General features: G+C 40.1%; 29 protein-coding genes, 1 tRNA gene and 1 pseudogene. 7 read left to right on the top strand and 24 right to left on the bottom strand.

The annotated features are described in order from the left end of the window. The first annotated feature begins 16 nt into the window (after positions 1-16). On the top strand, positions 17-1,324 hold the full coding sequence (locus tag ACLV7H_RS03910) for an HD domain-containing protein (RefSeq protein ID WP_045592032.1): 1,308 nt from the start codon (positions 17-19) through the stop codon (positions 1,322-1,324). A 9-nt stretch (positions 1,325-1,333) separates the two neighbouring features. Continuing rightward, positions 1,334-2,140, top strand: a complete 807-nt coding sequence (gene yidA / locus ACLV7H_RS03905; protein WP_045592034.1) for a sugar-phosphatase — start codon at positions 1,334-1,336, stop codon at positions 2,138-2,140. Between the two features lie 88 nt (positions 2,141-2,228). Here yidA and ACLV7H_RS03900 read toward each other — a convergent pair whose 3' ends face one another. The 15 genes and pseudogenes from ACLV7H_RS03900 to ACLV7H_RS03830 form a co-directional block, all read right to left on the bottom strand. Next, complete coding sequence (locus tag ACLV7H_RS03900) at positions 2,229-2,705, bottom strand: Imm6 family immunity protein (protein ID WP_080933697.1); 477 nt, start codon at positions 2,703-2,705, stop codon at positions 2,229-2,231. Positions 2,706-2,738: 33 nt separating this feature from the next. After that, positions 2,739-3,233 carry an Imm6 family immunity protein gene (locus ACLV7H_RS03895; RefSeq protein ID WP_045592037.1) on the bottom strand — a complete coding sequence of 165 codons (495 nt, stop codon included), beginning with the start codon at positions 3,231-3,233 and terminating at the stop codon, positions 2,739-2,741. Between the two features lie 63 nt (positions 3,234-3,296). Continuing rightward, positions 3,297-3,623: a hypothetical protein gene (locus ACLV7H_RS03890; protein WP_045592039.1), complete on the bottom strand. Its 327-nt coding sequence runs from the start codon at positions 3,621-3,623 to the stop codon at positions 3,297-3,299. 182 nt (positions 3,624-3,805) lie between these two features. After that, positions 3,806-4,759, bottom strand: coding sequence for a hypothetical protein (locus ACLV7H_RS03885; RefSeq protein WP_045592041.1), 954 nt, complete (start codon positions 4,757-4,759; stop codon positions 3,806-3,808). A gap of 102 nt (positions 4,760-4,861) precedes the next feature. After that, on the bottom strand, positions 4,862-5,530 hold the full coding sequence (locus ACLV7H_RS03880; RefSeq protein ID WP_411866410.1) for a hypothetical protein: 669 nt from the start codon (positions 5,528-5,530) through the stop codon (positions 4,862-4,864). A gap of 62 nt (positions 5,531-5,592) precedes the next feature. After that, positions 5,593-6,168: a DUF6572 domain-containing protein gene (locus ACLV7H_RS03875; protein ID WP_045592045.1), complete on the bottom strand. Its 576-nt coding sequence runs from the start codon at positions 6,166-6,168 to the stop codon at positions 5,593-5,595. 25 nt (positions 6,169-6,193) lie between these two features. Then, a complete protein-coding gene (locus tag ACLV7H_RS03870) occupies positions 6,194-6,529 on the bottom strand; it encodes a DUF2185 domain-containing protein (protein ID WP_201773450.1) in 336 nt (111 codons plus the stop codon). Next, positions 6,519-7,058, bottom strand: a complete 540-nt coding sequence (locus ACLV7H_RS03865; protein WP_045592048.1) for an ankyrin repeat domain-containing protein — start codon at positions 7,056-7,058, stop codon at positions 6,519-6,521. Before ACLV7H_RS03865 ends, ACLV7H_RS03870 begins: the two co-directional genes overlap by 11 nt. Positions 7,059-7,069: 11 nt before the next feature. Continuing rightward, positions 7,070-7,132, bottom strand: a pseudogene (locus ACLV7H_RS03860) (GH-E family nuclease); the annotation flags it as partial. Positions 7,133-7,248: 116 nt separating this feature from the next. Then, positions 7,249-7,320 (bottom strand) — tRNA-Arg (locus tag ACLV7H_RS03855). A gap of 42 nt (positions 7,321-7,362) precedes the next feature. Beyond that, positions 7,363-7,710 carry a 50S ribosomal protein L19 gene (gene rplS / locus ACLV7H_RS03850; RefSeq protein ID WP_045592050.1) on the bottom strand — a complete coding sequence of 116 codons (348 nt, stop codon included), beginning with the start codon at positions 7,708-7,710 and terminating at the stop codon, positions 7,363-7,365. Positions 7,711-7,828: 118 nt separating this feature from the next. Next, positions 7,829-8,158, bottom strand: coding sequence for a fluoride efflux transporter CrcB (gene crcB, locus ACLV7H_RS03845; protein ID WP_045592052.1), 330 nt, complete (start codon positions 8,156-8,158; stop codon positions 7,829-7,831). Further along, positions 8,152-8,526: a fluoride efflux transporter CrcB gene (gene crcB / locus ACLV7H_RS03840; RefSeq protein WP_045592054.1), complete on the bottom strand. Its 375-nt coding sequence runs from the start codon at positions 8,524-8,526 to the stop codon at positions 8,152-8,154. Before crcB (ACLV7H_RS03840) ends, crcB (ACLV7H_RS03845) begins: the two co-directional genes overlap by 7 nt. Beyond that, positions 8,523-8,789 carry a chorismate mutase gene (locus tag ACLV7H_RS03835; RefSeq protein WP_045592056.1) on the bottom strand — a complete coding sequence of 89 codons (267 nt, stop codon included), beginning with the start codon at positions 8,787-8,789 and terminating at the stop codon, positions 8,523-8,525. Before ACLV7H_RS03835 ends, crcB (ACLV7H_RS03840) begins: the two co-directional genes overlap by 4 nt. Positions 8,790-8,906: 117 nt before the next feature. Further along, complete coding sequence (locus tag ACLV7H_RS03830; RefSeq protein ID WP_070838201.1) at positions 8,907-9,350, bottom strand: flavodoxin; 444 nt, start codon at positions 9,348-9,350, stop codon at positions 8,907-8,909. 103 nt (positions 9,351-9,453) lie between these two features. On the opposite strand from ACLV7H_RS03830, the gene ACLV7H_RS03825 reads away from it, so the two are divergent. Both ACLV7H_RS03825 and ACLV7H_RS03820 read left to right on the top strand, forming a co-directional pair. After that, positions 9,454-10,389, top strand: a complete 936-nt coding sequence (locus ACLV7H_RS03825) for a DHH family phosphoesterase (protein WP_045592059.1) — start codon at positions 9,454-9,456, stop codon at positions 10,387-10,389. Positions 10,390-10,484: 95 nt separating this feature from the next. Then, entirely contained in the window at positions 10,485-10,727 is a 243-nt protein-coding gene (locus tag ACLV7H_RS03820) for a type B 50S ribosomal protein L31 (RefSeq protein WP_000710762.1), read from the top strand. A gap of 122 nt (positions 10,728-10,849) precedes the next feature. On the opposite strand, the gene ACLV7H_RS03815 is transcribed toward ACLV7H_RS03820, so the two are convergent. From ACLV7H_RS03815 to ACLV7H_RS03785, 7 genes are all read right to left on the bottom strand, one after another. After that, the gene (locus tag ACLV7H_RS03815; protein WP_045592063.1) at positions 10,850-12,184 is read right to left on the bottom strand and encodes an Nramp family divalent metal transporter; all 1,335 of its coding nucleotides are present in this window, start codon (positions 12,182-12,184) and stop codon (positions 10,850-10,852) included. Positions 12,185-12,634: 450 nt separating this feature from the next. Then, positions 12,635-15,811 carry a carbamoyl-phosphate synthase large subunit gene (carB, locus tag ACLV7H_RS03810; RefSeq protein ID WP_045592065.1) on the bottom strand — a complete coding sequence of 1,059 codons (3,177 nt, stop codon included), beginning with the start codon at positions 15,809-15,811 and terminating at the stop codon, positions 12,635-12,637. Positions 15,812-16,258: 447 nt separating this feature from the next. Next, the gene (locus tag ACLV7H_RS03805) at positions 16,259-17,338 is read right to left on the bottom strand and encodes a carbamoyl phosphate synthase small subunit (RefSeq protein ID WP_000166847.1); all 1,080 of its coding nucleotides are present in this window, start codon (positions 17,336-17,338) and stop codon (positions 16,259-16,261) included. A 49-nt stretch (positions 17,339-17,387) separates the two neighbouring features. After that, on the bottom strand, positions 17,388-18,311 hold the full coding sequence (locus ACLV7H_RS03800; protein WP_045592067.1) for an aspartate carbamoyltransferase catalytic subunit: 924 nt from the start codon (positions 18,309-18,311) through the stop codon (positions 17,388-17,390). Positions 18,312-18,329: 18 nt separating this feature from the next. Continuing rightward, positions 18,330-18,851, bottom strand: coding sequence for a bifunctional pyr operon transcriptional regulator/uracil phosphoribosyltransferase PyrR (pyrR, locus tag ACLV7H_RS03795; RefSeq protein ID WP_045592068.1), 522 nt, complete (start codon positions 18,849-18,851; stop codon positions 18,330-18,332). 210 nt (positions 18,852-19,061) lie between these two features. After that, positions 19,062-19,691, bottom strand: coding sequence for an endonuclease III (gene nth / locus ACLV7H_RS03790; RefSeq protein ID WP_045592069.1), 630 nt, complete (start codon positions 19,689-19,691; stop codon positions 19,062-19,064). Next, positions 19,692-20,234 carry a YceD family protein gene (locus tag ACLV7H_RS03785; RefSeq protein ID WP_045592070.1) on the bottom strand — a complete coding sequence of 181 codons (543 nt, stop codon included), beginning with the start codon at positions 20,232-20,234 and terminating at the stop codon, positions 19,692-19,694. A 168-nt stretch (positions 20,235-20,402) separates the two neighbouring features. Here ACLV7H_RS03785 and ACLV7H_RS03780 point away from each other — a divergent pair, with 168 nt between their 5' ends. Both ACLV7H_RS03780 and ACLV7H_RS03775 read left to right on the top strand, forming a co-directional pair. Then, on the top strand, positions 20,403-20,732 hold the full coding sequence (locus ACLV7H_RS03780) for a helicase BlpT (protein WP_411866409.1): 330 nt from the start codon (positions 20,403-20,405) through the stop codon (positions 20,730-20,732). Positions 20,733-21,214: 482 nt separating this feature from the next. After that, positions 21,215-22,774, top strand: coding sequence for an ATP-binding cassette domain-containing protein (locus tag ACLV7H_RS03775; protein ID WP_045592072.1), 1,560 nt, complete (start codon positions 21,215-21,217; stop codon positions 22,772-22,774). A gap of 45 nt (positions 22,775-22,819) precedes the next feature. Here the strand turns inward: ACLV7H_RS03775 and htpX are convergent, their stop codons facing one another. Continuing rightward, on the bottom strand, positions 22,820-23,719 hold the full coding sequence (htpX, locus tag ACLV7H_RS03770) for a zinc metalloprotease HtpX (protein WP_045592073.1): 900 nt from the start codon (positions 23,717-23,719) through the stop codon (positions 22,820-22,822). Position 23,720: 1 nt separating this feature from the next. Then, positions 23,721-24,281: a LemA family protein gene (locus tag ACLV7H_RS03765; RefSeq protein ID WP_045592074.1), complete on the bottom strand. Its 561-nt coding sequence runs from the start codon at positions 24,279-24,281 to the stop codon at positions 23,721-23,723. Positions 24,282-24,374: 93 nt separating this feature from the next. On the opposite strand from ACLV7H_RS03765, the gene rsmG reads away from it, so the two are divergent. Then, entirely contained in the window at positions 24,375-25,088 is a 714-nt protein-coding gene (gene rsmG, locus ACLV7H_RS03760; protein ID WP_411866408.1) for a 16S rRNA (guanine(527)-N(7))-methyltransferase RsmG, read from the top strand. The last annotated feature ends 252 nt before the right edge of the window (positions 25,089-25,340 follow it).

Below are 25,340 nucleotides of genomic sequence, written 5' to 3'. Positions count from 1 at the left end.
TTGCTATAATGGTCATATGAATGAAAAAGTATTCCGTGACCCAGTTCACAACTACATCCATGTCAATAATCAGGTCATATACGACTTGATCAATACAAAAGAATTTCAACGTCTGCGCCGTATCAAACAACTAGGGACTTCCAGCTATACCTTCCATGGTGGCGAGCACAGTCGCTTTTCCCACTGTTTGGGGGTCTATGAGATCGCTCGTCGTATCACGGAGATTTTTGAAGAAAAATATCCTGAAGAATGGGATCCTGCTGAATCTCTCTTGACCATGACCGCTGCGCTCCTCCATGACCTTGGACATGGGGCTTACTCTCATACTTTTGAACATCTCTTTGATACAGATCATGAGGCCATTACTCAGGAAATCATCCAAAGTCCTGAGACAGAGATCCACCAAGTCCTGTTACAAGTAGCACCAGATTTCCCAGAAAAGGTAGCCAGTATCATCGACCATACCTACCCTAACAAGCAGGTCGTACAACTCATTTCTAGTCAGATCGATGCGGACCGCATGGACTATCTCTTGCGCGACTCCTATTTTACAGGAGCATCTTATGGGGAATTTGACCTGACTCGCATCCTTCGAGTCATTCGTCCAGTCGAAAATGGTATCGCCTTTCAGCGCAATGGCATGCACGCCATCGAAGACTATGTCCTCAGTCGTTACCAGATGTATATGCAGGTTTATTTCCACCCAGCAACACGCGCCATGGAGGTTCTCCTACAAAATCTCCTCAAACGCGCCAAGGAACTCTATCCTGAAGACAAGGACTTCTTTGCACGCACTTCTCCTCATTTGCTACCTTTTTTTGAAAAGAAAGTTACTCTATCTGACTATCTGGCACTTGATGACGGCGTGATGAATACCTACTTCCAACTCTGGATGACCAGTCCTGACAAGATACTAGCAGACTTGTCGCAACGTTTTGTCAACCGCAAGGTCTTTAAATCCATTACTTTTTCAGAAAAAGACCAAGACCAACTCGCAACCATGAGACAACTGGTTGAAGAAATCGGTTTTGATCCAGACTACTATACAGCCATTCATAAGAACTTTGACCTCCCTTATGATATCTATCGTCCCGAATCTGAAAATCCACGGACACAGATTGAAATTTTACAAAAAAATGGAGAACTGGCAGAACTCTCTAGCCTGTCCCCTATCGTCCAATCCCTTGCTGGCAGCCGCCACGGAGATAATCGTTTCTATTTCCCAAAAGAAATGTTAGATCAAAACAGTATCTTCGCAAGCATTACCCAGCAATTTTTACACTTGATTGAGAACGATCATTTTACCCCAAATAAGAAGGAATAGAGGAAATATATGAGTATTAAACTAATCGCCGTCGATATCGATGGTACCCTAGTCAACAGTAAAAGAGAAATAACTCCTGAAGTCTTTTCTGCCATCCAAGACGCCAAAAAAGCTGGTGTCAAAATCGTGATTGCAACGGGTCGTCCCATCGCAGGTGTTGCCAAACTTCTGGACGACTTAAAGTTGAGAGACGAGGGTGACTATGTTGTAACCTTCAACGGTGCCCTTGTCCAAGAAACTGCTACTGGCCATGAGATTATCAGCGAATCCTTGACTTATGAGGATTATCTGGATATGGAATTTCTCAGCCGCAAGCTCGGTGTCCACATGCACGCCATTACCAAGGACGGTATCTACACTGCCAATCGCAATATCGGAAAATACACGGTGCACGAATCAACCCTCGTCAGCATGCCCATCTTCTATCGTACGCCTGAAGAAATGGCTGATAAGGAAATCGTCAAATGTATGTTTATCGACGAACCAGAAATTCTCGATGCTGCAATTGAAAAAATCCCAGCAGAATTTTACGAGCGATACTCTATCAACAAGTCTGCTCCTTTCTACCTTGAACTCCTTAAAAAGAATGTAGATAAGGGATCAGCTATCACTCACTTAGCTGAAAAACTAGGATTGACCAAAGATGAAACCATGGCCATCGGGGACGAAGAAAATGACCGTGCCATGCTGGAAGTTGTGGGTAATCCCGTTGTTATGGAAAATGGAAATCCAGAACTCAAAAAAATCGCCAAATACATCACCAAAACAAATGACGAATCTGGCGTAGCCCATGCTATTCGTACGTGGGTATTGTAAAATGCTTAAGCTTAAAAAATGAACCACACCCCAAAAGGTAGAGATGACACTCTAACTTCTGGGGTGTTCTTTTTGAATTTTCACCAAATCATCTAAGTATGCCCATCTTATCTAGTTCTTTTAAAGCAGACTCTCTTGAAGGATATGGATTTCTATTGATGAAAGATTTTACAGCTTCGACGTGATGATAAAGATCCACGCTGATTTCTTTTAAATTTTCAATAAAGTCATCAAGCAAACCTGGTTCAATGTTCTCTAAGGGAGAAGGAAGTTCTTTCTCGTTTCCAAGCTCAAACGCTTCTTTAGCAGTCACACCTATTGCATAACTAATGTTGTCCCACAAAAGAGTATTCGCTTCATTTTCATCCAGCTGCATGTAGATAAAAATCCCACTGAAGTCTGTCCCATCATCTAATAAACGATAAAGTTCCTCTCCCCTTTTATCTCTATTCTCCAAAAAACTCCAACATGCATCCAAGGCGCTTCGAATGTGTGAAATATATTGCGTTTCCATACGATTTGCAATTGCCTCAGCAAAAATCAACATAAAATAACTAGTCAGAATATCCTCTCCTAATCTATACTTGAACGAAATAGCCTATCTTTTCTCATCTGATAAAAATAGTGGACCAAAGTAGTTTTTAACGAGTTCGTCCTTTAAATATCCTTCTATTTCAGTTTCAGATATTTGTGAAATGAGTTCACTATTTTCAGATAGGATTTGTTTGTAACTTAAGGCAAGAACAGCCAGTGTGTCCTCGTCGACACTTTCAATCGTTTGTGGTAGGTAGATTTCTTCCGAAGCAATATATGAATAGTGACAAACTAAGACAAAGAAATTAGCGATACAGTTCCATACTAGTGGATTGGTTTTCTTATCCAGCTCCTGAAATGTCAAGATATCCAGCTCGTCCATATTTTCCAATCGATTGTATAAATCATCTGGACAAAACCCACTCTCTTTATCAAGCTCCTGTCTTGAAAGTTTTAAGGAGTCAAAGACAAATTCCTTATATTCTTTCTCACTGATAAAATCTACAAGACCGTATATCAACTCCTGTAGAAAGAGCAACAAATTTTTATTATCTTTCATTGATTTTCCTTTTATTACTAAAAACTAACTTGGGAATGTATGATTCACTAAAAAAGGTGACAATCACTCTTCCTCCTCAAACATCAGAGCATCCAGTTCTTCTCTTTCAGCCGCAATCTCTTCGAAGGTAGAAATAATATTATTTAAAAATTCTAAGGTGATAATACCAGTCGAATCTCTCAACGTAACCTTAGTTCCAATGGCACTCAACTCATGTATGAGGGCTCTAACCTTTTTCAATTCGTCCAAATCTAACATGTCTACTTCTATTACCGTGTTATGAACATTTATTTTGGATTGGATTAAAGAGAAAGGCAAGGATGAATAATTTCTTAACAACTTATAGGTCCCTGACTTGTCACCTATAGAATCAATAAAAATAGCTAGCATCGTTTCGACTCCTTATACATAGCGGACTAGCTTACATACCATCGTACTTGAAAACATCATTATCCCGTATCTAAAAAAAGAGATATAATCTTGAATCTCCTCTATCATACATCGATTTGTCGTCCTTGCTCTTATGGCTTGAAACCATAAAGATAAAGCAAGCACAATAGCTTGCTTGAAAGTTAAGGAATTAAAAATTGATTTTCATAATTTTTTGGGAGCTCATAAGATATTTCTCCATTACTATTACCAAATCGACTTTGATTAAAAATTGGAAATAGCTTGGAGTCGTACACAGTTTTTATAACAAAACGTTCTCTTTCAAAACTAATAGTTGCAGCTACTGAGGGATCCTTAAAAACTGATTGTTCCCCTTGGGAATGCAAGCGAACGTCTATAGTAGCTACTTCTTCAGGATATTTCTCAAATCTAACATCAAAACGAATGTCGATACCTTCCGAAGGAATGTACATTTGATATTCACTTACACTGATACTTTGAATCTTTCCTAATTTCTGTTCCAATTCTGGGTCGTTTCTATACAGGTCTGTTTGGATAGCTAGTTTGAAATTTTCCTCATGTTCTTGTAGCCATCTGTTAAGATTACGAATCATATTTTCTTTTTCAACTTGCCTGGAGGCATCCTTGCTCTTGCGATCAAGTTTATTCATAGTTTCAGTCAATTTATCTTGCTCTCGCTTCCAATCCCACGAGGGGTCACTTGATACCTCTACTACTGATAAGTACCATCTCCTCATAGTTTCAGGAGATTTATAAGGATTGGGTTTTATAAATGTAAAAGGACCTATACCAGCATCAGGAAAGTATAATTCTACTTTCATTGACTGCTTGCGATTATTATTAGCATAGGCTGTAAAGGAAATATGATAATTTCCACCTACATCTCCACCATTATCAAAGCCTCCCCTCGCAGAACCCGGTAAAAGCGTCACTGACTTTATATATTGCCCTTGACTGTCTACGTCTGCAATAATTTCTCTCTTGATAGAATCTTTATGATCATGAATAAACTTACCAGTGTTCCCAATCGGTATCCTAATTAACAAATATGACAAACCAATAATAATAAAGGGAACGGAAATCGCAAGGAATATCCACTTGTTCGATTTTAACATAATATCTCCTGATGCTCATTAAAAATCAGTTATAAAACAGCTTTTATAGTGCTTTACCTTTCAACTCGGCGATTACTCTTTTCAATTTCGTTCATGGAAACCTCATTCTTTTTCAAAAATAACACTACTAATTTGCACAATCTTTTGATTAGATTTTAGTTGAATAGTTACTCTATATATAGTTGAGCTAGAATGATTTACTAATACTATACATGTTGTTTCCTCTGGTAAATCATATTTGCTTTTTAGATGTTTATAGAGGTCAGAGTTATTTTCTGGCTGATATACAATCTCACGAAGCTCTGTTTCTGCACTCTTAAAGGTCTCCTTTACATCTAAAGAAGTAAAGAATTCTCTTTGTACCACTAAATTAAGAATTTCTTCATCATATAAAGGAGTTACCTCCGACCCATAATTTAACTTCCCATTAGAATATGTAACCGGAACAGTTTTGTTATCCTCGCCAATTGTTATTGTATAATCACCTTTAATATCAGCTTGAGTGATATCTAAATCTACTTCGTATTCTTTTACTTCATCTTGATTTTTTATATAAATTCTACTAGTGTATGCCTTTAATCCCGTAAAATCTTTCTTGTCTTGTTCTAAAAATTTAAACATAGGTTCAAACGTTTTTTCAAATTCGTACTGTTCCTTTGTTCTGTTTTTGGGAATAGTTTCTCCGCCTGAACCACATCCATTTAGCGCAAAAAGGGGTAAGATCATTAACATTACACTAACACCCCAAAATAAGCGTTTATTTTCCTTCATCTCTTTCTCCTAAACATTCTATGCCTATTATAACATAAAAAAGAGCGTTTCCGCTCTCTTTGTCACTCCGGTAATTCTACCTTCAGGCTCATATCTGTATTCTGTAATGTCTTCTGAACCGCAGCGAGAAAGGCTAGTCCATTATCCGATGGAGAATATTGGAATGTGATACGGATGATTTTTTTGTCAAAGCTATCGCCATATCGATCCACATATTGCTTGATTTCGAGGAAGTAGATATAGTTGTTAAGTTTTTCTTGAAGTTTCAAAAGATGTTCTTCTTCAGTATCTGGAAGCCAAAGATTGCCATCTATTAATAAAAGTTCCAAGTTTGTATCACTCGTTCCGATTGCATCAATTTCTGAATCATCTAACTGAATAGGGATACTTTTAATCCTACATCTAAACTTTACAATCTCATATAATTCTTCAATAGCATCCTTTTCTCTTTCAAAACTAGCTTTTTCACGTAATTGTTGACGTTCAGTAACCTCATACACTATAAATCTATTTGCACTTAAATCCTGATAATACCCTATCGCAAACTGCTCTAAAACCTTTTTATTTAAGTATACAGTATAATATCTAAGATTGTTACTATTAAATTTTAAAAAGTCTAAGAATTCCTGCTTCGTCATTTAAATCCCTTCATCATTACTATATTCAACTAATGATTTCCTCGATAGTAGTCTCTCTATCTCTCACCAAATCATAAAATCCTACATGAACACCTTCCTCATATAGCCAGCATAAGTCGGTACCGTATGGGGCTTCAAAAATTTCTAGCATAACAGGAGCAATTTTTACAATGCTATTTGCTCCTAAAATTGTGAAATTTTTTGAATTAGCTAGGTAAGCTTCATCATCTTCGATTGATAACAGTGTCCAGCCATTTAATTGTGGAATAGCAGATTCCTCGCGATAGGAATAGCGAATAGCTTTTCCATCAAGAATATTGTTTGAAACGACAAAACCACCAAAATCATTGTTATTTAACACGATAACCCTCCATTAGTGTAAGTAAGTCCGCTCTCCAAGGAAAAATTTTTGTCAACTCTAAACAAGAAGGTATACCAGAGCGCTCATCGACATATGCTCCAGCGTTTAAAAGAGCTTTGTACACAGGAAGTAAATCTTCAGTGGAGGCTTTTAATGTCGCAATTGCATATGATAGAGGCGTTCCACCGTGAGAGTCTTTCAAATTCACATCTGCTCCATTCTGTATAAGTAATTCCGCTTCCTCGAAGAGATATTTTGGATCAGCAGTCCAATTTGCTTTTGCAGAACCTAAAAGTAAGTGAAGAGCAGTGCTCATTCTTTTTGATTGATGATTTACATCAATTCCTTGATGAATCAAATATTCTGCAATTTGCATTCTATCAGGATAATTACTAGATTCCGTAAATAGTAACTCTAACATAGAAAGATTATCATTTGTAAATTCTTGGTGTATTTCTCCATTATAGTCTTTCTGAAACGATTTTAAATCTGCATTTCTAATAGACGACTCTAAATCATAAACTCTCATTATTTTCCTTTCTATTCGTGACTGTGGCTCCTGTTAGGAGAAGGCGTTTCTATTCTAAAATTATCTGGATTAAAATGAAAATCATTTTATTGTCAAGTCTAATTATACCATACCATGGATATCTTATAAATGGTTCAAAATTTGGTCAAAGAAAAAACACTGATCATTCAGTGCTTTTTGATTGAATTATTGCCCCCTGCAGGAATCGAACCTGCAACTACTCCTTAGGAGGGAGTTGTTATATCCATTGAACTAAGGGAGCTAGAGAAAAACCCTGCTGGGTAAGCAGAGTTTTTTTGTCGAATTAACGACGGATTTCTTTGATACGAGCTGCTTTACCTTGAAGAGCACGCAAGTAGTACAATTTCGCACGACGTACTTTACCGTAACGAACAACTTCGATCTTTTCAACACGTGGAGTGTGGATTGGGAAGATACGCTCAACACCTATACCGTTAGAGATTTTACGAACTGTGTAGTTTTCTGAGATGCCAGCACCTTTACGTGCGATAACAACACCTTCAAAAATCTGAACACGTTCACGGTTACCTTCGACAACTTTCGCGTGTACACGAACAGTGTCACCAGGACGGAATGATGGGATATCTGTACGAAGTTGACCTTCAGTCAAGCTTTGGATTAATGGATTCATTTTATTCTCCTATCTTTGTCAATCTTGAGGAACCTTCCTCAGCGGATAAACTGTATTTTTGTGCGTCCATTACACACAAGATACAGTTTACCAAATTTCCACCTAAAAGTAAAGAAATTTATAGCAGAATTCCTAAAAAAATCGCTAGAAAACCGCCTATGTAAGTTAAGAGAAAATAGCTATAAAATACCTTCTTGTCACTTAACAGTCTTTGTAGCTCATCATTCAAGGTTGAAAAGGTCGTTAACCCTCCACAAAAACCTGTCGCTAGGATAGCATAGACTTCCTTGAACTCCACATGATTGTAGAGTAGGCCGATTAAAAAACAGCCTATAAGATTGGCTACGAGAGTTCCTAGAGGCAATTTAGAAGCTTGATTATATCGGGAAAAGAAATAACGAACCAGGGCTCCGAAGCCACAGGCGATTGCAAGATAAACGATTACCATTTCTTCCTCCCTAGAACATAAGCCAAGAGCAGACCTCCACCAATACTCAAAAGTAGGTAGATGCCTAAACTAAGATAATGCCCAGTATCGAGCAACTTCACAGCGTCCAAGAGCAGGCTAGAAAAGGTAGTTAAACCTCCGCAAAAACCCGTCCCCAGCGCCAAAACCAAGCCTTTACTAGTTCCCTTATAGACCAGATAACCTTTTACCAGATAGACCAAGCAGATAATGCCCAGATAGTTGACAAGGAGGGTTCCCCAAGGAAAGTCAGGACTGGCTGGCAACTGACTAGATACAAAATAGCGGACGAGGCCTCCCAACATAGCAGCTAAAAAAATCCATAGCGGATAGAATTGTTCTTTTTTCATTTGATGTTTTGATCCTGATAATCACGCGAACGTTTGAGAATGTCTGAAAAAGTCGAAACAATGGTTTCTTGATAACTCTTATTGGTTACACGATTCCTTACCTTTTCAAAAATTATTTCTTCTCGCTTGGTATCTAAAATAGGTTTTCCTGAGGCTTTCTTATAGGCAACTACTCCCTCAACCAAATGCATTCGTTCTTCTAGGAGCTTGACGATTTGGTCGTCGATTTGATCAATTTCTTGGCGAATACTATCTAAATCCATAGTGTCTCCTCCTTTATTTGAATTATTGTATCAAAAAGCCTCTAAATAGGCTAGTAAAATCCAAAAAAAACTAATAAAAAAACGCACTGACTTCTTCCAGTCAGCGCAGTTTGATTCTTATCCTACTTTTGCAGCCAATTCTTCTGCGAATTGTTCCAAGCGTTCAATATCTTCTTCTTCGGCAGAAAGGTCTACTTTAATGCACTCTGAACCTTTTTCAGCTCCTGTCGCTACAAAAACGCGATCAAAGTCATCAACAGCCTTACAGAATTCGTCGTAGAAGGTATCTCCTGAACCGACCACTCCGTAGATTTTGCCATTCAAGTTGAGATCAGCTAGGTCTTCGTAGAAGTCCATCATCTCATCAGGCAATTCTCCATCTCCGTAGGTGTAAGTCGCAACAATTGCGATATCCGCTTCCAAGAAGTCTGAAGCGTCAACAGTCGTACATTCATCAACATCGACATCCAAGCCCAAGTCACGCAATTTATCTGCTACAATATCTGCAATTTCTTCGGTATTACCGGTCATACTGGCAAATACAATTTTTGCTAATGCCATATCGTCCTCCTCAATTTATCTTTCTCCATTATATCATATCTTTTTCATTTTAAAAATAAAAATTCTTATGCTACAATGAAATGAGAAAGAATTGAGGTTACTTATGGAAATTTGCCAGCAAATTTTAGAGAAAATCAAAGAATACGATACCATTATCATTCATCGTCATATGAAACCAGACCCTGATGCCTTGGGAAGTCAGGTAGGCTTGAAAGCTCTTCTCACACACCATTTTCCAGAAAAGACTATCAAAGCAGTCGGTTTTAACGAACCAACTCTAACTTGGATGGCAGAAATGGATACTGTCCAAGACAGTGACTACCAAGGAGCTCTTGCTATTATTTGTGATACAGCGAATACTGCTCGTATCGATGATAAACGCTACGAACAAGCTGCTTTCACCATCAAAATCGATCACCATCCAAATGATGATATCTATGGTGACCTATCTTGGGTGGATACAAGTTCAAGCAGCGCCAGTGAGATGATTGCATTATTTGCTCAAGAAAATCAGCTAACTTTGTCTAGTGAAGCGGCACGACTTCTCTATGCAGGAATTGTTGGAGACACAGGGCGTTTTCTCTACCCTTCAACTAGTGCCCGTACCTTTAGAATAGCTGGCCAGCTCCGAGAAATTGATTTTGACTTTGCTGGACTGTCTCGTCAAATGGATACCATGAGCTTCAAGATTGCAAAATTGCAAGGGTATGTTTATGATCACTTAGAAGTTGATGAGAATGGGGCTGCACGCGTTCTGCTTACTCAAGACATCTTGGAAAAATATAAGGTTACGGATGCTGAAACAGCAGCGATTGTTGGGGCACCTGGTCGAATTGATACTGTTAGGGCTTGGGCTATCTTTGTTGAGCAAGCTGATGGTCACTTCCGTGTGCGGATGCGCAGCAAAATCACCCCCATCAATGAAATTGCCAAACGACATAATGGAGGAGGGCATCCATTAGCCAGTGGCGCCAATTCCTATAGTCTAGAAGAAAACGAAATCATCTATCAAAAGTTAAAAAACTTGCTTAAAAACTGATAAAAAACTTGCCAAACTTATCAGAATCTGATAGACTAGTATGGTAACAATCTATGGCTCGCAAAGAGACCATGGCAGAAAGGAAATATTGCAAAATGAAAAAAGATATCCATCCAGAATATCGCCCAGTTGTCTTCATGGACACAACTACTGGTTACAAATTCCTTAGCGGTTCAACAAAACGCTCTAACGAAACTGTTGAGTTCGAAGGCGAAACTTACCCATTGATCCGTGTGGAAATTTCATCAGACTCACACCCATTCTACACTGGACGTCAAAAGTTCACTCAAGCAGATGGACGCGTGGATCGTTTCAACAAAAAATACGGTCTCAAATAATCATAAAAAGAACAGTTACCACTGTTCTTTTTTTTACTTCTTTTTATATTTTTATGAACCAACCACTGCTATTATCTCAATATCAAGCTTCAAGCTAGTACCGAAAACTAATTTGAACAAGTTTAAAAAATATCGAAAAGAAGCTTGATATTTAGAATGGTCAAGATGATTGAAACTGCGTAACCTAGGATTGTGTTCCACTTGGCATTGGTGAATTCTCCCATCAGTGACTTTTTAGAGGTTAGATAAATCAAGGGGAAAATTGAGAATGGAAGAGCGATTGAAAGAAAGACCTGCGAATAGACCAATAATTGATCCAAGGTTTTTTCTTGATACCCAAACAAGACGGCAACTATAATCACAGGTAGCAAGGCAAAAATACGTGTACCAATACGGATAATCCACTGAGGTAATCTTAGATGTAAGAAACCTTCCATGACAATTTGTCCTGTCAAAGTGCCTGTAATGGTCGAATTTTGACCACTTGCTAAGAGAGCTAGAGCAAATAAAGTTGACAAGGTTGAGCTGGCTATTGCTCCTGCTATCGTCGAATCCTGTAAAGCATTGTACATTTGGGAGAATGCTGAAATTTCAGATGCATGACCAAAAAAGAGGGAGGCACCCAAAATGAGAAGCAAGGAATTGACAATAAAGGCTAGGGACAACTGAAGATTTGAATCCCAGGTCATAAAGCGCACTGCTTTTCGAACATCCTTCTTATCTTTGTGGTTAATTTTTCTTGTTTGTGATAGGGATGAATGAAGATAGAGATTATGAGGCATGACTGTCGCACCTACAATCCCTAGAGCCAAGGTCAATTGACTTTCATGACCTGGTAACGGTGTTTCAAATAAAGTTGAAGTTGGTAAATAACCACCAATAATCCCCTGGATACTTGGATTGGATAAGGCCACAAGATAGGTAAAGATGGCTAATATGGTTAAAATAAGGGTCGTAACAATGGCTTCAATTTTTTTAAAACCAAATTTCATCAATAGAAGTAACAAAAATACATCTAAAACGGTTAGAAGGATAGCAATCATAATCGGTATTTTAAACAAAAGATTTAAGGCAATTGCTGAACCTAAAACTTCAGCCAAATCTGTCGCCATTAAAGCTAATTCTAAAATCACCCATAAACTATAGCGAAGCCACTTGGGAGCATGATGAGCTGTTGCCTGCGCCAGGTCCATCCTAGTCACGATACCAAGCTTTCCAGCCATCTGTTGTAGTTGCATGGCAATGATGGATGAAATCAAAATAACAAATAAGAGACTATATTTGTAGGAAGCACCACCAACCACACTGGTAATCCAGTTTCCAGGATCCATATAACCAACTGCTACAAGAGCTCCAGGTCCTAAAAATGCTTTTAGATTTTGCCAAAAATGATTGTTATTTGGAGTATCGATAGATTGATTAATCTCAGAGAGTGACACTTTTTTATGAGAAGACATAGATACTTACCTCTTTCTAAACCTACTTTTTCATTATTTTCTATTAGAGAAAAATAAGATTGACTTTAAACTATTAAAACAATGAAAACTATATGAAAAACATTTAGTTTTTTTCATTATTTTTCTTAAGGCACCTTAATATTTTTCTTAAGGCGCCTTAATTATAACACAAAAAAATGAAAACTATATGAAAAACATTTAGTTTTTTCATTATTTTTCTTAAGGCACCTTAATTATAAAAAATATGATAAAAACTTAAGAAAATTCAACAAAATTTTAGGGAAAGTCAGAATAAGTCTACTCATTAACGATAATGATAAATCTATTGATAAACTTTGACATTTAATAGTGAACTGTAACTATTATTTCTAACTCGATTTCTCTATAAAAGAGGAAAAACCAGCGTCTTTTGACGCTGGATAAAAGCTACTTAGATCATTTAACAAGAAACTAAATTGCTTCTGTAACGAAGCTACGGCTTTCAAGTACCTTAAGCATAGCATCCGCTGTATCTAGGGCTGTAAAGAGTGGTACACCATGTTCGATAGCTGAACGGCGGATTTGTTCACCATCTTCATCAGCAGTTCGCTTAGTACCAACTGTGTTGATGATAGCTTGGATTTTCCCTTTACGAACATAGCTTGGGATATCATGTTCATCATCACCAATCTTACCAACGAGTTGAGCCTTCAAGCCATGACCTTCAAAGAAAGCTGCTGTTCCTTGAGTCGCAAGGATACCATAACCAATATTTTGGAAACGACGAGCCAAATCCAAAGCTTCTTCCTTGGCATCATCTGCGATAGTAAAGACAACATTTCCAAAGGTTGGCAAGTGAAGATAAGAAGCTTCAAAGGCCTTGTAGAGAGCTTTTTCAAGAGTCGTATCAGAACCCATAACCTCCCCTGTTGACTTCATTTCAGGACCAAGCAAGCTATCTACTTTCGCTAGCTTGGTAAATGAGAAGACTGGTGCTTTAATATGAACACGACTACTTTCTGGGTAAAGTCCATCTTGGTAACCAAGTTCTTCAAGACTTTGACCAAGAATTAACTTAGTTGCAACCTGAGCCATCGGGATATTGGTTACTTTTGATAGGAATGGAACAGTACGGCTGGCACGTGGATTGACCTCAATAACGTAGACTTTCTCATCCTTGATGACAAACTGAATGTTCATCATACCAAGACAGTTAAGGCCGATTGCTAGGCGTTTTGTGTAGTCAGCGATTGTTTCTTGCACTTTTTGAGACAAGGTTTGTGGAGGGTAAACAGCCATGGAGTCACCTGAGTGGACACCGGCACGTTCGATATGTTCCATGATACCTGGGATGAGGACATTTTGTCCATCTGAGATAGCATCTACTTCACACTCTTGACCGACGATATAAGAGTCTACAAGAACTGGATGATCTGGACTTGCCTTAACGGCTGTGCGCATGTAAGAACGGAGATCTTCTTCGTTTTCTACAATTTCCATAGCACGTCCACCCAAGACATAAGAGGGACGAACAAGGACTGGGAAACCAATCTTGCGGGCTGCAAGTACTGCTTCTTCTTCGTTTGTAGCAGTCTGTCCAGGCGGTTGTGGGATATCCAAATCTTTTAGGGCTTGTTCGAAGAGGTCACGGTCTTCGGCGCGGTCTAGGTCAGCAACCTGCGTACCCAGGATAGTCACACCTGCTTTTGCTAAGGGCTCAGCAAGGTTGATAGCTGTTTGACCACCAAACTGAACGATAACACCTTTTGGTTGCTCCAAATCGATGACATTCATGACATCTTCGAATGTTAATGGTTCAAAGTAAAGTTTATCCGATACAGAGAAGTCAGTTGAAACTGTCTCTGGGTTCGAGTTCATGATAATAGCTTCGTAGCCAGCAGCTTGAATTGCCTTAACAGAGTGAACAGTCGCATAGTCAAACTCAACTCCTTGACCGATACGGATTGGACCAGAACCTAGGACCAGTACAGATTCCTTATCAGACTTGATCGATTCATTTTCCCATCCATATGTTGAGTAGAAGTAAGGAGTTTCTGATTCAAATTCTGCGGCACAAGTATCTACCATCTTGTAAACTGGGACAATCTTGTTTTCTAAACGAAGTTGGCGAACTTGGTCAGCTGTCGTTTTCCAGAGTTCAGCAATCTTACGGTCTGAGAAACCATTCAATTTGGCAGTTTTCAAGACTTCTAGAACTTGTGGACGAGCACCTAACTCCTGCTCGATTTCAAAGATGTGTAAGAGTTTATCCAGATAGAAGATATCAATCTTAGTCAATTCAGCAATTTCTTCTGGTGTGTAACCACGGCGAATGGCCTCAGATACGTAGAAGAGACGGTCATCTTGGGCTTTCACAACCTTTTCAATCAAGGCATCATCCGAAACAGATGCTAGTTCAGGCATTTCATTGTGGTGAACCCCAATTTCAAGTGAACGACAAGCTTTAAGAAGTGACTCCTCGATGTTGCGTCCAATGGCCATAACTTCTCCAGTTGCCTTCATCTGGGTACCAAGACGACGTTCCCCTTTTTCAAACTTGTCAAATGGGAAACGTGGAATCTTAGCAACGACGTAGTCAAGGGCTGGTTCAAACATAGCATAAGTTGAACCTGTAACTGGGTTGATGACCTCATCCAGGGTCAAACCAACGGCAATCTTGGCAGCTAATTTGGCAATCGGATAACCTGTCGCCTTAGAAGCAAGGGCTGACGAACGCGATACACGAGGGTTCACTTCGATAACATAGTACTTGAAGCTATGTGGATCAAGGGCTAGCTGAACGTTACAGCCGCCTTCAATCTTGAGGGCACGAATAATGCTCAAGCTCGCGTCACGTAGCATTTGGTTTTCATAGTCCGACATGGTTTGGGCAGGAGCAAATACGATGGAATCCCCTGTATGAATCCCAACGGGGTCAAAGTTTTCCATGTTACAAACAACGAGGGCATTGTCAGCTGAGTCACGCATGACTTCGTATTCGATTTCCTTGAAACCAGCAATGGAACGCTCAATCAAACACTGGGTAACAGGTGACAGTTTCAACCCATTTTCAGAAATTTCACGCAATTCTTCTTCGTTGGCACACATACCACCACCAGTACCACCAAGGGTAAAGGCTGGACGAACGATAACAGGGTAGCCGATTGATGCTGCAAAGGCAACAGCTTCTTCCACTGTGTTGACAATTTCAGATTCTGGAATTGGTTGCTCCAATTCTTCCATCAATTGTTTAAAGAGGTCACGGTCCTCTGCTTGGTCGATGGCAGACAATTTAGTACCTAGAAGCTCTACTCCAAGCTCATCTAGGATACCGTTTTTAGATAATTCCATGGCCATATTGAGCCCTGTTTGACCTCCAAGAGTTGGAAGCAAAGCATCCGGACGTTCCTTGCGGAGAATACGTGTCACAAACTCGAGGGTAATCGGTTCGATGTAGACCTTGTCCGCAATCTCCTTATCCGTCATGATGGTTGCAGGGTTTGAGTTAACCAAAACAACCTCATAGCCTTCCTCTTTCAAAGACAAGCAGGCCTGGGTACCAGCGTAGTCAAACTCAGCAGCCTGACCAATAATAATCGGACCAGAACCAATCACCATAATTTTTTGAATATCAGTACGTTTAGGCATAGTTTATGATACAAAGCCCGTCAAGAACAAAGTGAAAATAGGAAACTCGGTGCAGACGCCTTTAGCGTCAAGACGATGTTTATCTTTTTCACACAGTTCTTAGGGCGTGTTCACTTCCGCGAACAATGTATCTTCTCCTTTCTATTCGGCAACTCTCTGGTTGCCATTAAATAAATTCTCCGACGATTTTTTAGAGAAACGATATTTTTCGATAAAAAATCTAGTGCAGGGAGTTTTTAGTTCGCTCAATAGCGACTAAAAGAAACTACCTGCCTTTCTATTCGTCGCCTCACAGAGCGACATTAAATAAGATACAAAGGACGAATAGAAAGCGATTGAATTTTAGGAAACCAAGGAAGGATTGACAATCCAAGTTGGTTTCTCTAAATTCCGAGCTTTCCGTCCGTGTTCAGTTACATAAATTCTCCGACGAGCTTTTACTCGTCTTTAGTTTGCTTGTTTAAAAGCTTCCATCATCTCGATAAATTCATCAAATAGGTAGCTAGCGTCATGTGGACCAGGAGCTGCATCTGGGTGAAATTGTACAGAAAAACCTGGTTGGTATCTGTGACGTACACCTTCAACTGACTTGTCATTGATTTCTTCGTGGGTAATGATCAAGTGCTCTGGTAAATCCTCACGGCTGACTGCATAACCGTGGTTTTGGCTGGTAAAGTCTACGCGTCCTGTTGCAATTTCACGTACTGCGTGGTTAAAGCCACGATGACCAAACTTCATCTTGTAGGTCTTAGCCCCGTTTGCCATAGCAAAGAGTTGGTGCCCCATACAGATACCAAAGATTGGAATTTTCCCTTGCACACCACGAATCATGTCCAGTGCTTCTGGAACATCTTCTGGGTTTCCTGGACCATTTGACAACATAACTCCATCAGGATTTAGGTGGAGAATTTCTTCTGCTGTTGTTGAATAAGGAACAACCGTCACGTTACAGTTACGCTTAGATAGTTCACGTAGGATTGAGTGCTTGAGACCAAAGTCTACTAAGACCACACTCAAACCAACTCCTGGAGCTGGATAAGATGTTTTAGTAGAAACCTGTTTGATATTGTCTGTCGGCAAGACTGTTGCTTGCAGCTGGTCCGTCACATGATCCATACTGTCCCCAACATGGGTCAAGGTTGCACGCATAGTACCATGCTTACGGATAATCTTAGTAAGGGCACGCGTATCAATCCCTGAAATACCAGGAATTTTCTTAGCTTTCAAAAATTCATCCAGCGTCATTTGATTCCGCCAGTTGCTAGCTCGACGCGCTTCTTCGAAAACGACAACTCCTTTACAAGTTGGAATGATAGATTCGTAATCATCACGATTAATTCCATAATTTCCCACCAAAGGATAAGTGAAGGTCAATATTTGTCCATTATAAGACTGGTCTGTAATGGATTCTTGGTAACCAGTCATCCCTGTGTTAAAGACGATTTCGCCTGTTACATCAATATCTGCTCCGAAGGCCTTGCCTTCAAAAACTGTGCCATCTTCTAATACTAGAAGTCTTTTTGTCATATTTTCACCTCTCGTGGACGCTCACTGGCGTCTTTTAACGTCTTGTGTTTTAATTGGCGTTTCTACTCGCCAGTACGGATTCTAAGATTGCCATTCGAACAAAGACACCGTTGGTCATTTGTTGGACAATGCGTGATTTTGGCGCTTCAACCAAGTGGTCTGCAATTTCCACATCGCGATTCACTGGAGCAGGATGCATAATAATGGCTTCTTCTTTTAAGCGATTATAGCGTTCTTGGTTCAAGCCATGTTGGGCATGGTAGTCTTCTTTTGAAAAGACTGCTCCACTATCATGGCGTTCATGTTGAACGCGGAGCAACATCAAAACATCCACATGATCAACAATCTCATCAATAGTTACAAACTGTCCATAGTCCGCAAACTTTTGACTTCTCCATTCCTCAGGTCCTGCAAAGAATAGTTCAGCTCCCAAGCGTTTCAAAATCTGCATATTGGATTTGGCAACACGTGAGTGGTCCAAGTCGCCTGCAATAGCAACCTTGAGCCCCTCAAAGTGACCAAATTCCTCATAAATAGTCATCAAATCAAGCAAGCTCTGACTAGGATGTTGACCTGAACCATCTCCACCATTGATGATGGAAGTCGTAATCGACGGACTCGCAATCAACTCTCTGTAATAGTCGACCTCTGGGTGACGAATCACACAGACATCTACACCAAGCGCAGACAAGGTTAAGATGGTATCATAAAGTGTCTCACCCTTATTGACTGAGCTAGTCTTCACATCAAAGTCCAGTCGCTCCAATCCTAGTTTGATCTCTGCCACTTCAAAAGACTTATGTGTTCGTGTAGAATCCTCAAAGAAGAGATTCGATACGATAGGTTTGTTCTCGTAAGGAAGTTGGGCTCCATTTTTAAACTCAATCCCTCGTTTGATCAATCTCATTACTTGATCGACAGTGAGGTCTTCCATGGAAACCACATGGTTCAATGCTTGTTGATTTTCTGACATGGCTACTCCTTCAGCTTTCTAAGCTTCTTCAGTAATCAGAACTCTGTCTTGGCCATCAAGTTCTGTCATCTCTACGATGATTTCTTCAGAACGGCTGGTTGGGATATTCTTTCCAACGTAATCTGGACGGATTGGCAATTCTCTATGTCCACGATCTACTAGCACCGCAAGACTCACGCGCGCAGGACGACCATGTCCGACAATGTTATCGATAGCAGCACGGATTGTACGGCCTGTATAGAGTACATCATCCACCAAAATAACTTCACGGTCAGTCACATCAACAGAAATCAAAGAAGTATCTTCTCCGCTTTTAAAATCATCACGGAAAGGTTTGGTGTCCAATTCCACAACAGGAACAGTGATATTTTCCAACTGCTCCAAGCGTTCTTTGATACGATGAGCAATGAAAACACCACGCGTCTTTATCCCCGCTAGGATAATTTTATTCAAATCTTTATTACGCTCGATAATCTCATAAGTAATTCGCGTAATCGCTCGTTTGACAGTCAATTCGTCTACAACTTCTTTTGCCTTCATGACAAACCTCCAAAAAGAAAAGTCTCCTTCTACAAGGAGACTTGAAATGTATAGCCAAGCGAGCCCTACTATAAACAGTATAGACTTCACCCTTCTACTTTATCATGCTCCTTGCCTGCCTCACGGGACAGGTTTAAAGGACTATTTAGTTATCATTTACTATAGCACAAAGCACCCTTAAAATCAAGCAAAAACTTTTTCAGAGTCCCCTTAAACATTGCTAAAATCATATAATTGGGGATAGTGGTCACATTCTGGATTTTTGGGATGGCAGATAGCTCGTCCAAAATAAATCATGGCCTGGTGGGCTGCTAACCATTCTTCTGGTGGCAGAACATCCATGACACGTTTTTCTACTTCAAGTGGCGTAGCTGATTTTTTAACGATATCGTGATGCTTACAGATACGCTCCACATGAGTGTCCACTGCAAAAGCTGGAATTCCAAAGCCCACGCTCATGACGACATTTGCTGTTTTGCGACCAACACCAGCTAGACTTTCCAATTCCCCTCGAGTCTGAGGCACTTGACCATCAAAATCGTCTAGTAACTGTTGGGCACATTTTTTAAGGAATTTAGCCTTATTTCGATACAGTCCCAGGCGAGAAATGTGTGAAGCAATTTCACTCTCTGTCGCTACAGACATGGCTTGTGGCGTTGGAAAGGCTGCAAAGAGACCTGGTGTGGCCTTATTGACCGCTGCATCTGTCGTCTGGGCTGACAACATGACCGCAACCAAGAGTTCAAAATGATTGGTAAAATCAAGACTAGGCTTAGCATCTGGAAAAATGGCAATAATTTCCTCTATGACATGACGGGCACGTTTCTTGGATAAAACCATCTACTCATCTCCATCAAATAGTCCTTGCAAGCCAGCAAATGGACTGTTTTCTTCTTTCTTGACTGCTTCTTGGGCCTGGTATTCGTCTTCAGTCATGATTTGCCAGTCATTTCCAGATACAAAACCTTGGCCCGCCTCTTCTTCTGCCGTCAAGACTTTGATTGGGATATTGAGCAAAATATTATCTGCTACGCTCTCAGAAAGGTTTATTTCACCATTTTCGATAGGCAAGACTAAGTCATCATCTAGAACTTCCTGGTCCAGTTGGTTAGTCGCTCCTTCCATGAAGACCTCTGTCACTAGATAAGACTCAGCCAACTCAACTGGCTCCATACTGCGGCTGGAAGTAAGAACAATGGTATATGACAACTGATAGTCTAAGAAATACAGACGATCTTCGTACTGGGCCTTTCCCACTGCTAGGATATCTTTGACATCTAAAATTTCTTGATTCCGTTTACGCAAGTCTGCTGCCAGGTCTAAAGCTTGTTCAAAATGCAGGCCTTCAGGTTGCTTACGAATTTCTTGAATGTTTAACTTCATATTTCCTCCATAAAGATGTACTCACTTGATTATACCATGAAAAGGCTATAAGTCAGCCTCCCAAACTTTGAGATTAAAATCTCATTTTTTAACATATTTACTATGACAATCTTTCCTATTAGTGCTATACTATAGGCAAGAATAGATCAGAGCAAGGAGGATGCTCATATGGAAGACAAAGCACTCATCACTGAAGCTTACCAACTCCTTTCCGAGTTAAATAAAAGCTACAAAAGCTGCAAACAAGGAACAGCCGATGATTTTCGACTACAAGAGCTGCTGAACACCACTCTTAAGGAACTAAAAAAAGCAGAAAAGCTGGACAACAGTTTCTTAATCAACCTTGAGAAATTTTACCAACGTACCAGTCTTCTGATTGGACTGGGTAGCCTAAAATTGAATGATCAAGCACGCACCGCTTGGCGAAACTATGACAAGTTCCATTACGAGCATGTCAAACACGTACTAACTCTTTATGGACCTGTTTTTGGATTCTGATACTCTTCGAAATTTCTTCAAACCACGTTAACTTCGCCTTGCCGTTGGTATGGGTTACTGACTTCGTCAGCTCTATCTGCAACCTCAAAGCTGTGCTTTAAGCAGCCTTCGGGTCGCTTCCTAGTTTGCTCTTTGACTTTCATTGAGTATAAAAACTAGAATTTCCTGTTTTCTATTGACAAAATTTCCTGAAAGGTATAGGATAGAGTTACTAATACTCGGAGGTAAGGGAGACATGAACAACTAATCTATCAAATAAAGAACCTTTATTTAGTAGATTTTGTTTTTGTCTCTTTTTGTGTGCTCTTTTATACTAGATTTTCTAGTATCTTGTCCTCATTGAAAATCAAAAAAACTAGAAAGTTATGCTCCTCTTGGGTTGGGTTAGGCAACTCCAAGCTAGTTTGACGAGTTTTTCAACGAGGATAATAGAGTTTTGACAGTGACTTTGGGCTCTACTAGATAAAGTAGAGCTTTTTGTTATGCATTATGGACATTCTAGAAAGGGCAACAATATGATAAAAATCAATCATCTGACCATCACACAAAACAAAGATTTACGAGACCTTGTATCTGACCTAACCATGACTATCCAAGACGGGGAAAAGGTTGCTATTATTGGTGAAGAAGGAAATGGCAAATCGACTTTACTACGAGCTTTAATGGGGGAAGCATTACCTGATTTTACTATCAAGGGCGACATCCAGTCTGACCTTCAGTCACTAGCCTACATTCCTCAAAAGTTACCTGAGGACTTGAAAAAGAAAACTCTACATGACTACTTCTTTTTGGATTCTGCTGAATTAGACTACAGTATTCTTTATCGTTTGGCTGAGGAGTTACACTTTGATAGCGACCGTTTTGCTAGCGACCAAGAAATTGGCAGTCTATCAGGTGGCGAAGCTTTGAAAATTCAGCTCATCCATGAGTTGGCAAAACCTTTTGAGATTCTATTTTTAGATGAACCTTCAAATGACCTAGATCTTGAGACGGTTGATTGGCTAAAAAATCAGATTCGCAAGATTAGACAAACTGTTATTTTCATTTCCCATGATGAAGACTTTCTTTCTCAAACTGCGGATACTATTATCCATTTACGCCTTGTTAAACACCGGAAAGAAGCCGAAACCCTAGTGGAGCATTTAGACTACGATAGCTATAGTGACCAGAGGAAGGCTAGTTTTGCCAGACAAAGTCAGCAAGCTGCTAACGACCAGAGAGCCTATGATAAAACCATGGAAAAACATCGTCGCGTTAAGCAGAATGTAGAAAATGCTTTGCGAAATACTAAAAATGATGTTGCCGGGCGCCTATTGGCTAAAAAGATGAAAAATGTACTCTCTCAAGAAAAACGCTTTGAAAAGGAAGCCCAGTCCATGACCCAAAAGCCACTTGACGAGGAACAAATACAACTTTTCTTTTCAGACGTCCAACCATTACCGGCTTCTAAAGTCTTAGTCCAACTGGAAAAAGAAAATTTGTCTATTGGCCAGCGCGTTTTAGCTCAGGGGTTACAACTAACTGTCCGTGGCCAAGATAAAATCGGTATCATTGGGCCAAATGGTGTTGGGAAATCAACTCTGTTAACCAAGTTGCAACAACTGCTCAGCGCCAAAAGAGAGATTTCGCTTGGTTTTATGCCACAAGATTACCATAAAAAACTGCAATTGGATTTATCTCCAATAGCCTACCTCAGTCAAACTGGACGAAAAGAGGAACTACAGAAAATCCAATCTCACCTAGCCAGTCTCAATTTCAGCTATCCAGAGATGCACCACCAAATCCGCTCCTTATCTGGTGGTCAACAGGGTAAACTTCTACTTTTGGATTTAGTGTTGCGCAAACCAAACTTTCTCCTTCTAGATGAGCCCACACGAAACTTTTCTCCCACTTCTCAACCCGAAATCAGAAAACTCTTTGCCTCCTATCCAGGCGGTCTGATTACTGTTTCGCATGACAGACGCTTCTTAAAAGAGGTCTGTACGAGTATCTATCGTTTGACAGAAAATGGATTAGAAGCAGTTGATTTACAAGATTTATAAATGTTGAACAAAGCAAAAAATCCAGAGACCTGCTCTGGATTTTGTTTACATGTGTTTCAAACGCTCAATTCGTTCTGAGATAGGTGGGTGGGTGTAAAATAGTTTTTGTAGTCCGCCAGCTTTCTTGGGATCATTGATATAAAGAGCGCTGCTAGCATCGTCGACATGATGATGCATTGGCTCGCTATTGTCCAACTTGCGCAAGGCATTGATCATCCCTTGAGGATTGCGAGTCAGCTCCACACTGGATGCATCCGCTAGAAATTCCCTCTGACGGGAAATGGCAAGTTGCACCAAAGTTGCTGCGAGAGGTGCTAGAACAATGGCTAAGAGAGAGATAACAAGCATGATAATCTCTAGACCATTTCCATCACGATCATTATCACTCCGTCTGCGGCCTGCGCCACCCCACCACATCATCCGACCAGCCATACTAGACAGAAGGGTAATGGCACTGGCAAGGGCAACAGCAATGGTCGAAATACGGATATCGTAGTTTCGGATATGACTGACTTCATGACCCATGACCGCTTCTAGCTCCTCACGATTCATGATAGCCAGAAGACCCGACGTTGCTGCGACTGCTGCATTCTGCGGATTCGAACCTGTTGCAAAGGCATTTAAAGAAGAATCCTCAATGATGAAAACACGTGGCATGGGAATCTGAGCGACCATGGCCATATCTTCCACTACATGGTAGAGGTCTGGTGCTGTTTGCTCATCAACCTCACGCGCCCCATTCATAGACATGACAATCTCTGTTGATTGAAAGATCATGGTCAGAGCGTAGATAAGACCAATAATCAAGGCAATTATCATCCCCCCAAGACCTGAGCGCATGAAGAGATAACCAACCGCATAACCAACCAAGGTCAAGAGTAGGAAGAAAACCAGCAATAAAATCCAAGTTTTTCGTTTATTACTCGCAATTTGATCAAACAACATCTTAGTCACCTAAACCGCTAAAGTCAACTTTAGGAACTGCCTTTTCCTCTTCAGGTGTTTGAAGGAAGTCTGCAGCTTTAAAGCCAAATAGTCCTGCGATGACATTGCTTGGGAAACTTTCTAGTTTTACATTGTAGTTGCTGACAACACTGTTGTAGAGTTGGCGTGAGTAAGAAATTTTATTTTCTGTATTGGTCAACTCTTCTTGCAATTTGATAAAGTTAGCGCTAGCTTTCAAGTCTGGGTAATTCTCTGCTACTGCAAAGATACCAGAAATCTGGCGGGTAAGGGCATCACTGGCCTTCATCGCTTCAGCTGGTGAAGTTGCTGCGGCTACTTGTCTACGAAGTTCTGTCACTTTTTCCAAGGTAGAACCTTCATATTTGGCATAGCCTTTGACTGTTTCAATCAAGTTTGGGAGGAGATCATTACGACGCTTCAACTGAACATCGATCTGGCTCCAAGCCTCCTTGGTTTGCATACGATTTTTCACCAAACCGTTATAGCTAACAATCACAAAAATAACAATCAGAGCAAAAACTCCAATAATAATCCAAGTCATAATCTTATTCCTTTCTGCTTTTAGATTACTACCAGTATATCAAAATTTTAATGAATATGGTAAAATAAGATGATACTAGAGAAGGAAACTACTATGAAACCAGAAATATTTTACAGCCTATTAGCTGAGCAAAATCTTCCACTTTCTGACCAGCAAAAGAACCAGTTTGAACGATATTTTGAACTCTTGGTCGAGTGGAATGAAAAAATTAACCTGACAGCTATTACAGACAAAGAAGAAGTTTATCTCAAACACTTTTATGATTCGATTGCACCCATCCTACAAGGCTTGATTTCAAATGAAACTATCAAACTTCTTGATATCGGGGCTGGGGCAGGATTTCCTAGTCTGCCTATGAAAATTCTCTATCCACAGTTGGATGTGACCATCATTGATTCGCTCAATAAGCGCATCAACTTTCTTCAGCTTTTGGCTCAGGAGTTGGATTTGGATGGTGTGCACTTCTACCATGGGCGTGCAGAAGACTTTGCCCAAGACAAGAACTTCCGTGCTCAGTTTGATATAGTGACGGCTCGTGCCGTTGCCCGTATGCAGGTTTTGTCTGAGCTGACCATTCCTTATCTTAAAGTCGGCGGAAAACTCTTGGCACTCAAGGCCAGCAATGCTTCTGAGGAATTGCTAGAAGCCAAGAATGCTCTAAACCTCCTTTTTAGCAAGGTAGAGGACAACCTCAGCTATGCCCTTCCAAATGGAGATCCGCGTTATATCACTGTGGTCGAAAAGAAAAAGGAGACGCCTAACAAGTACCCAAGAAAGGCTGGAATGCCAAACAAACGCCCACTTTAAACAATGGTGCACCCTTGTTTAAAGTTCAGAAAACAATTTAAAAATCAACCTCGCTTTCTTATTTCTGGGCTCGGGAAAAATTCGTTTACAAAACAGACCTCGCTCTCGTATTTCTGGGCTCGGGAAAAAATGATTTACAAAATCATTCCTCGCTCTCGCATTTTTGGGCTCGGGAAAAAATGATTTACAAAATCATTTTTTTCTGCTATACTATCACAAGCAAAGGTTTTTAATGTCATCCTGTGAGGTGAC

The organism is Streptococcus oralis (assembly GCF_965111685.1).
GTDB lineage: Bacteria > Bacillota > Bacilli > Lactobacillales > Streptococcaceae > Streptococcus > Streptococcus oralis_B.
The sequence above is the reverse complement of the archived record's forward strand: the minus strand, read 5'-3'. Positions and strand labels throughout refer to the sequence as shown.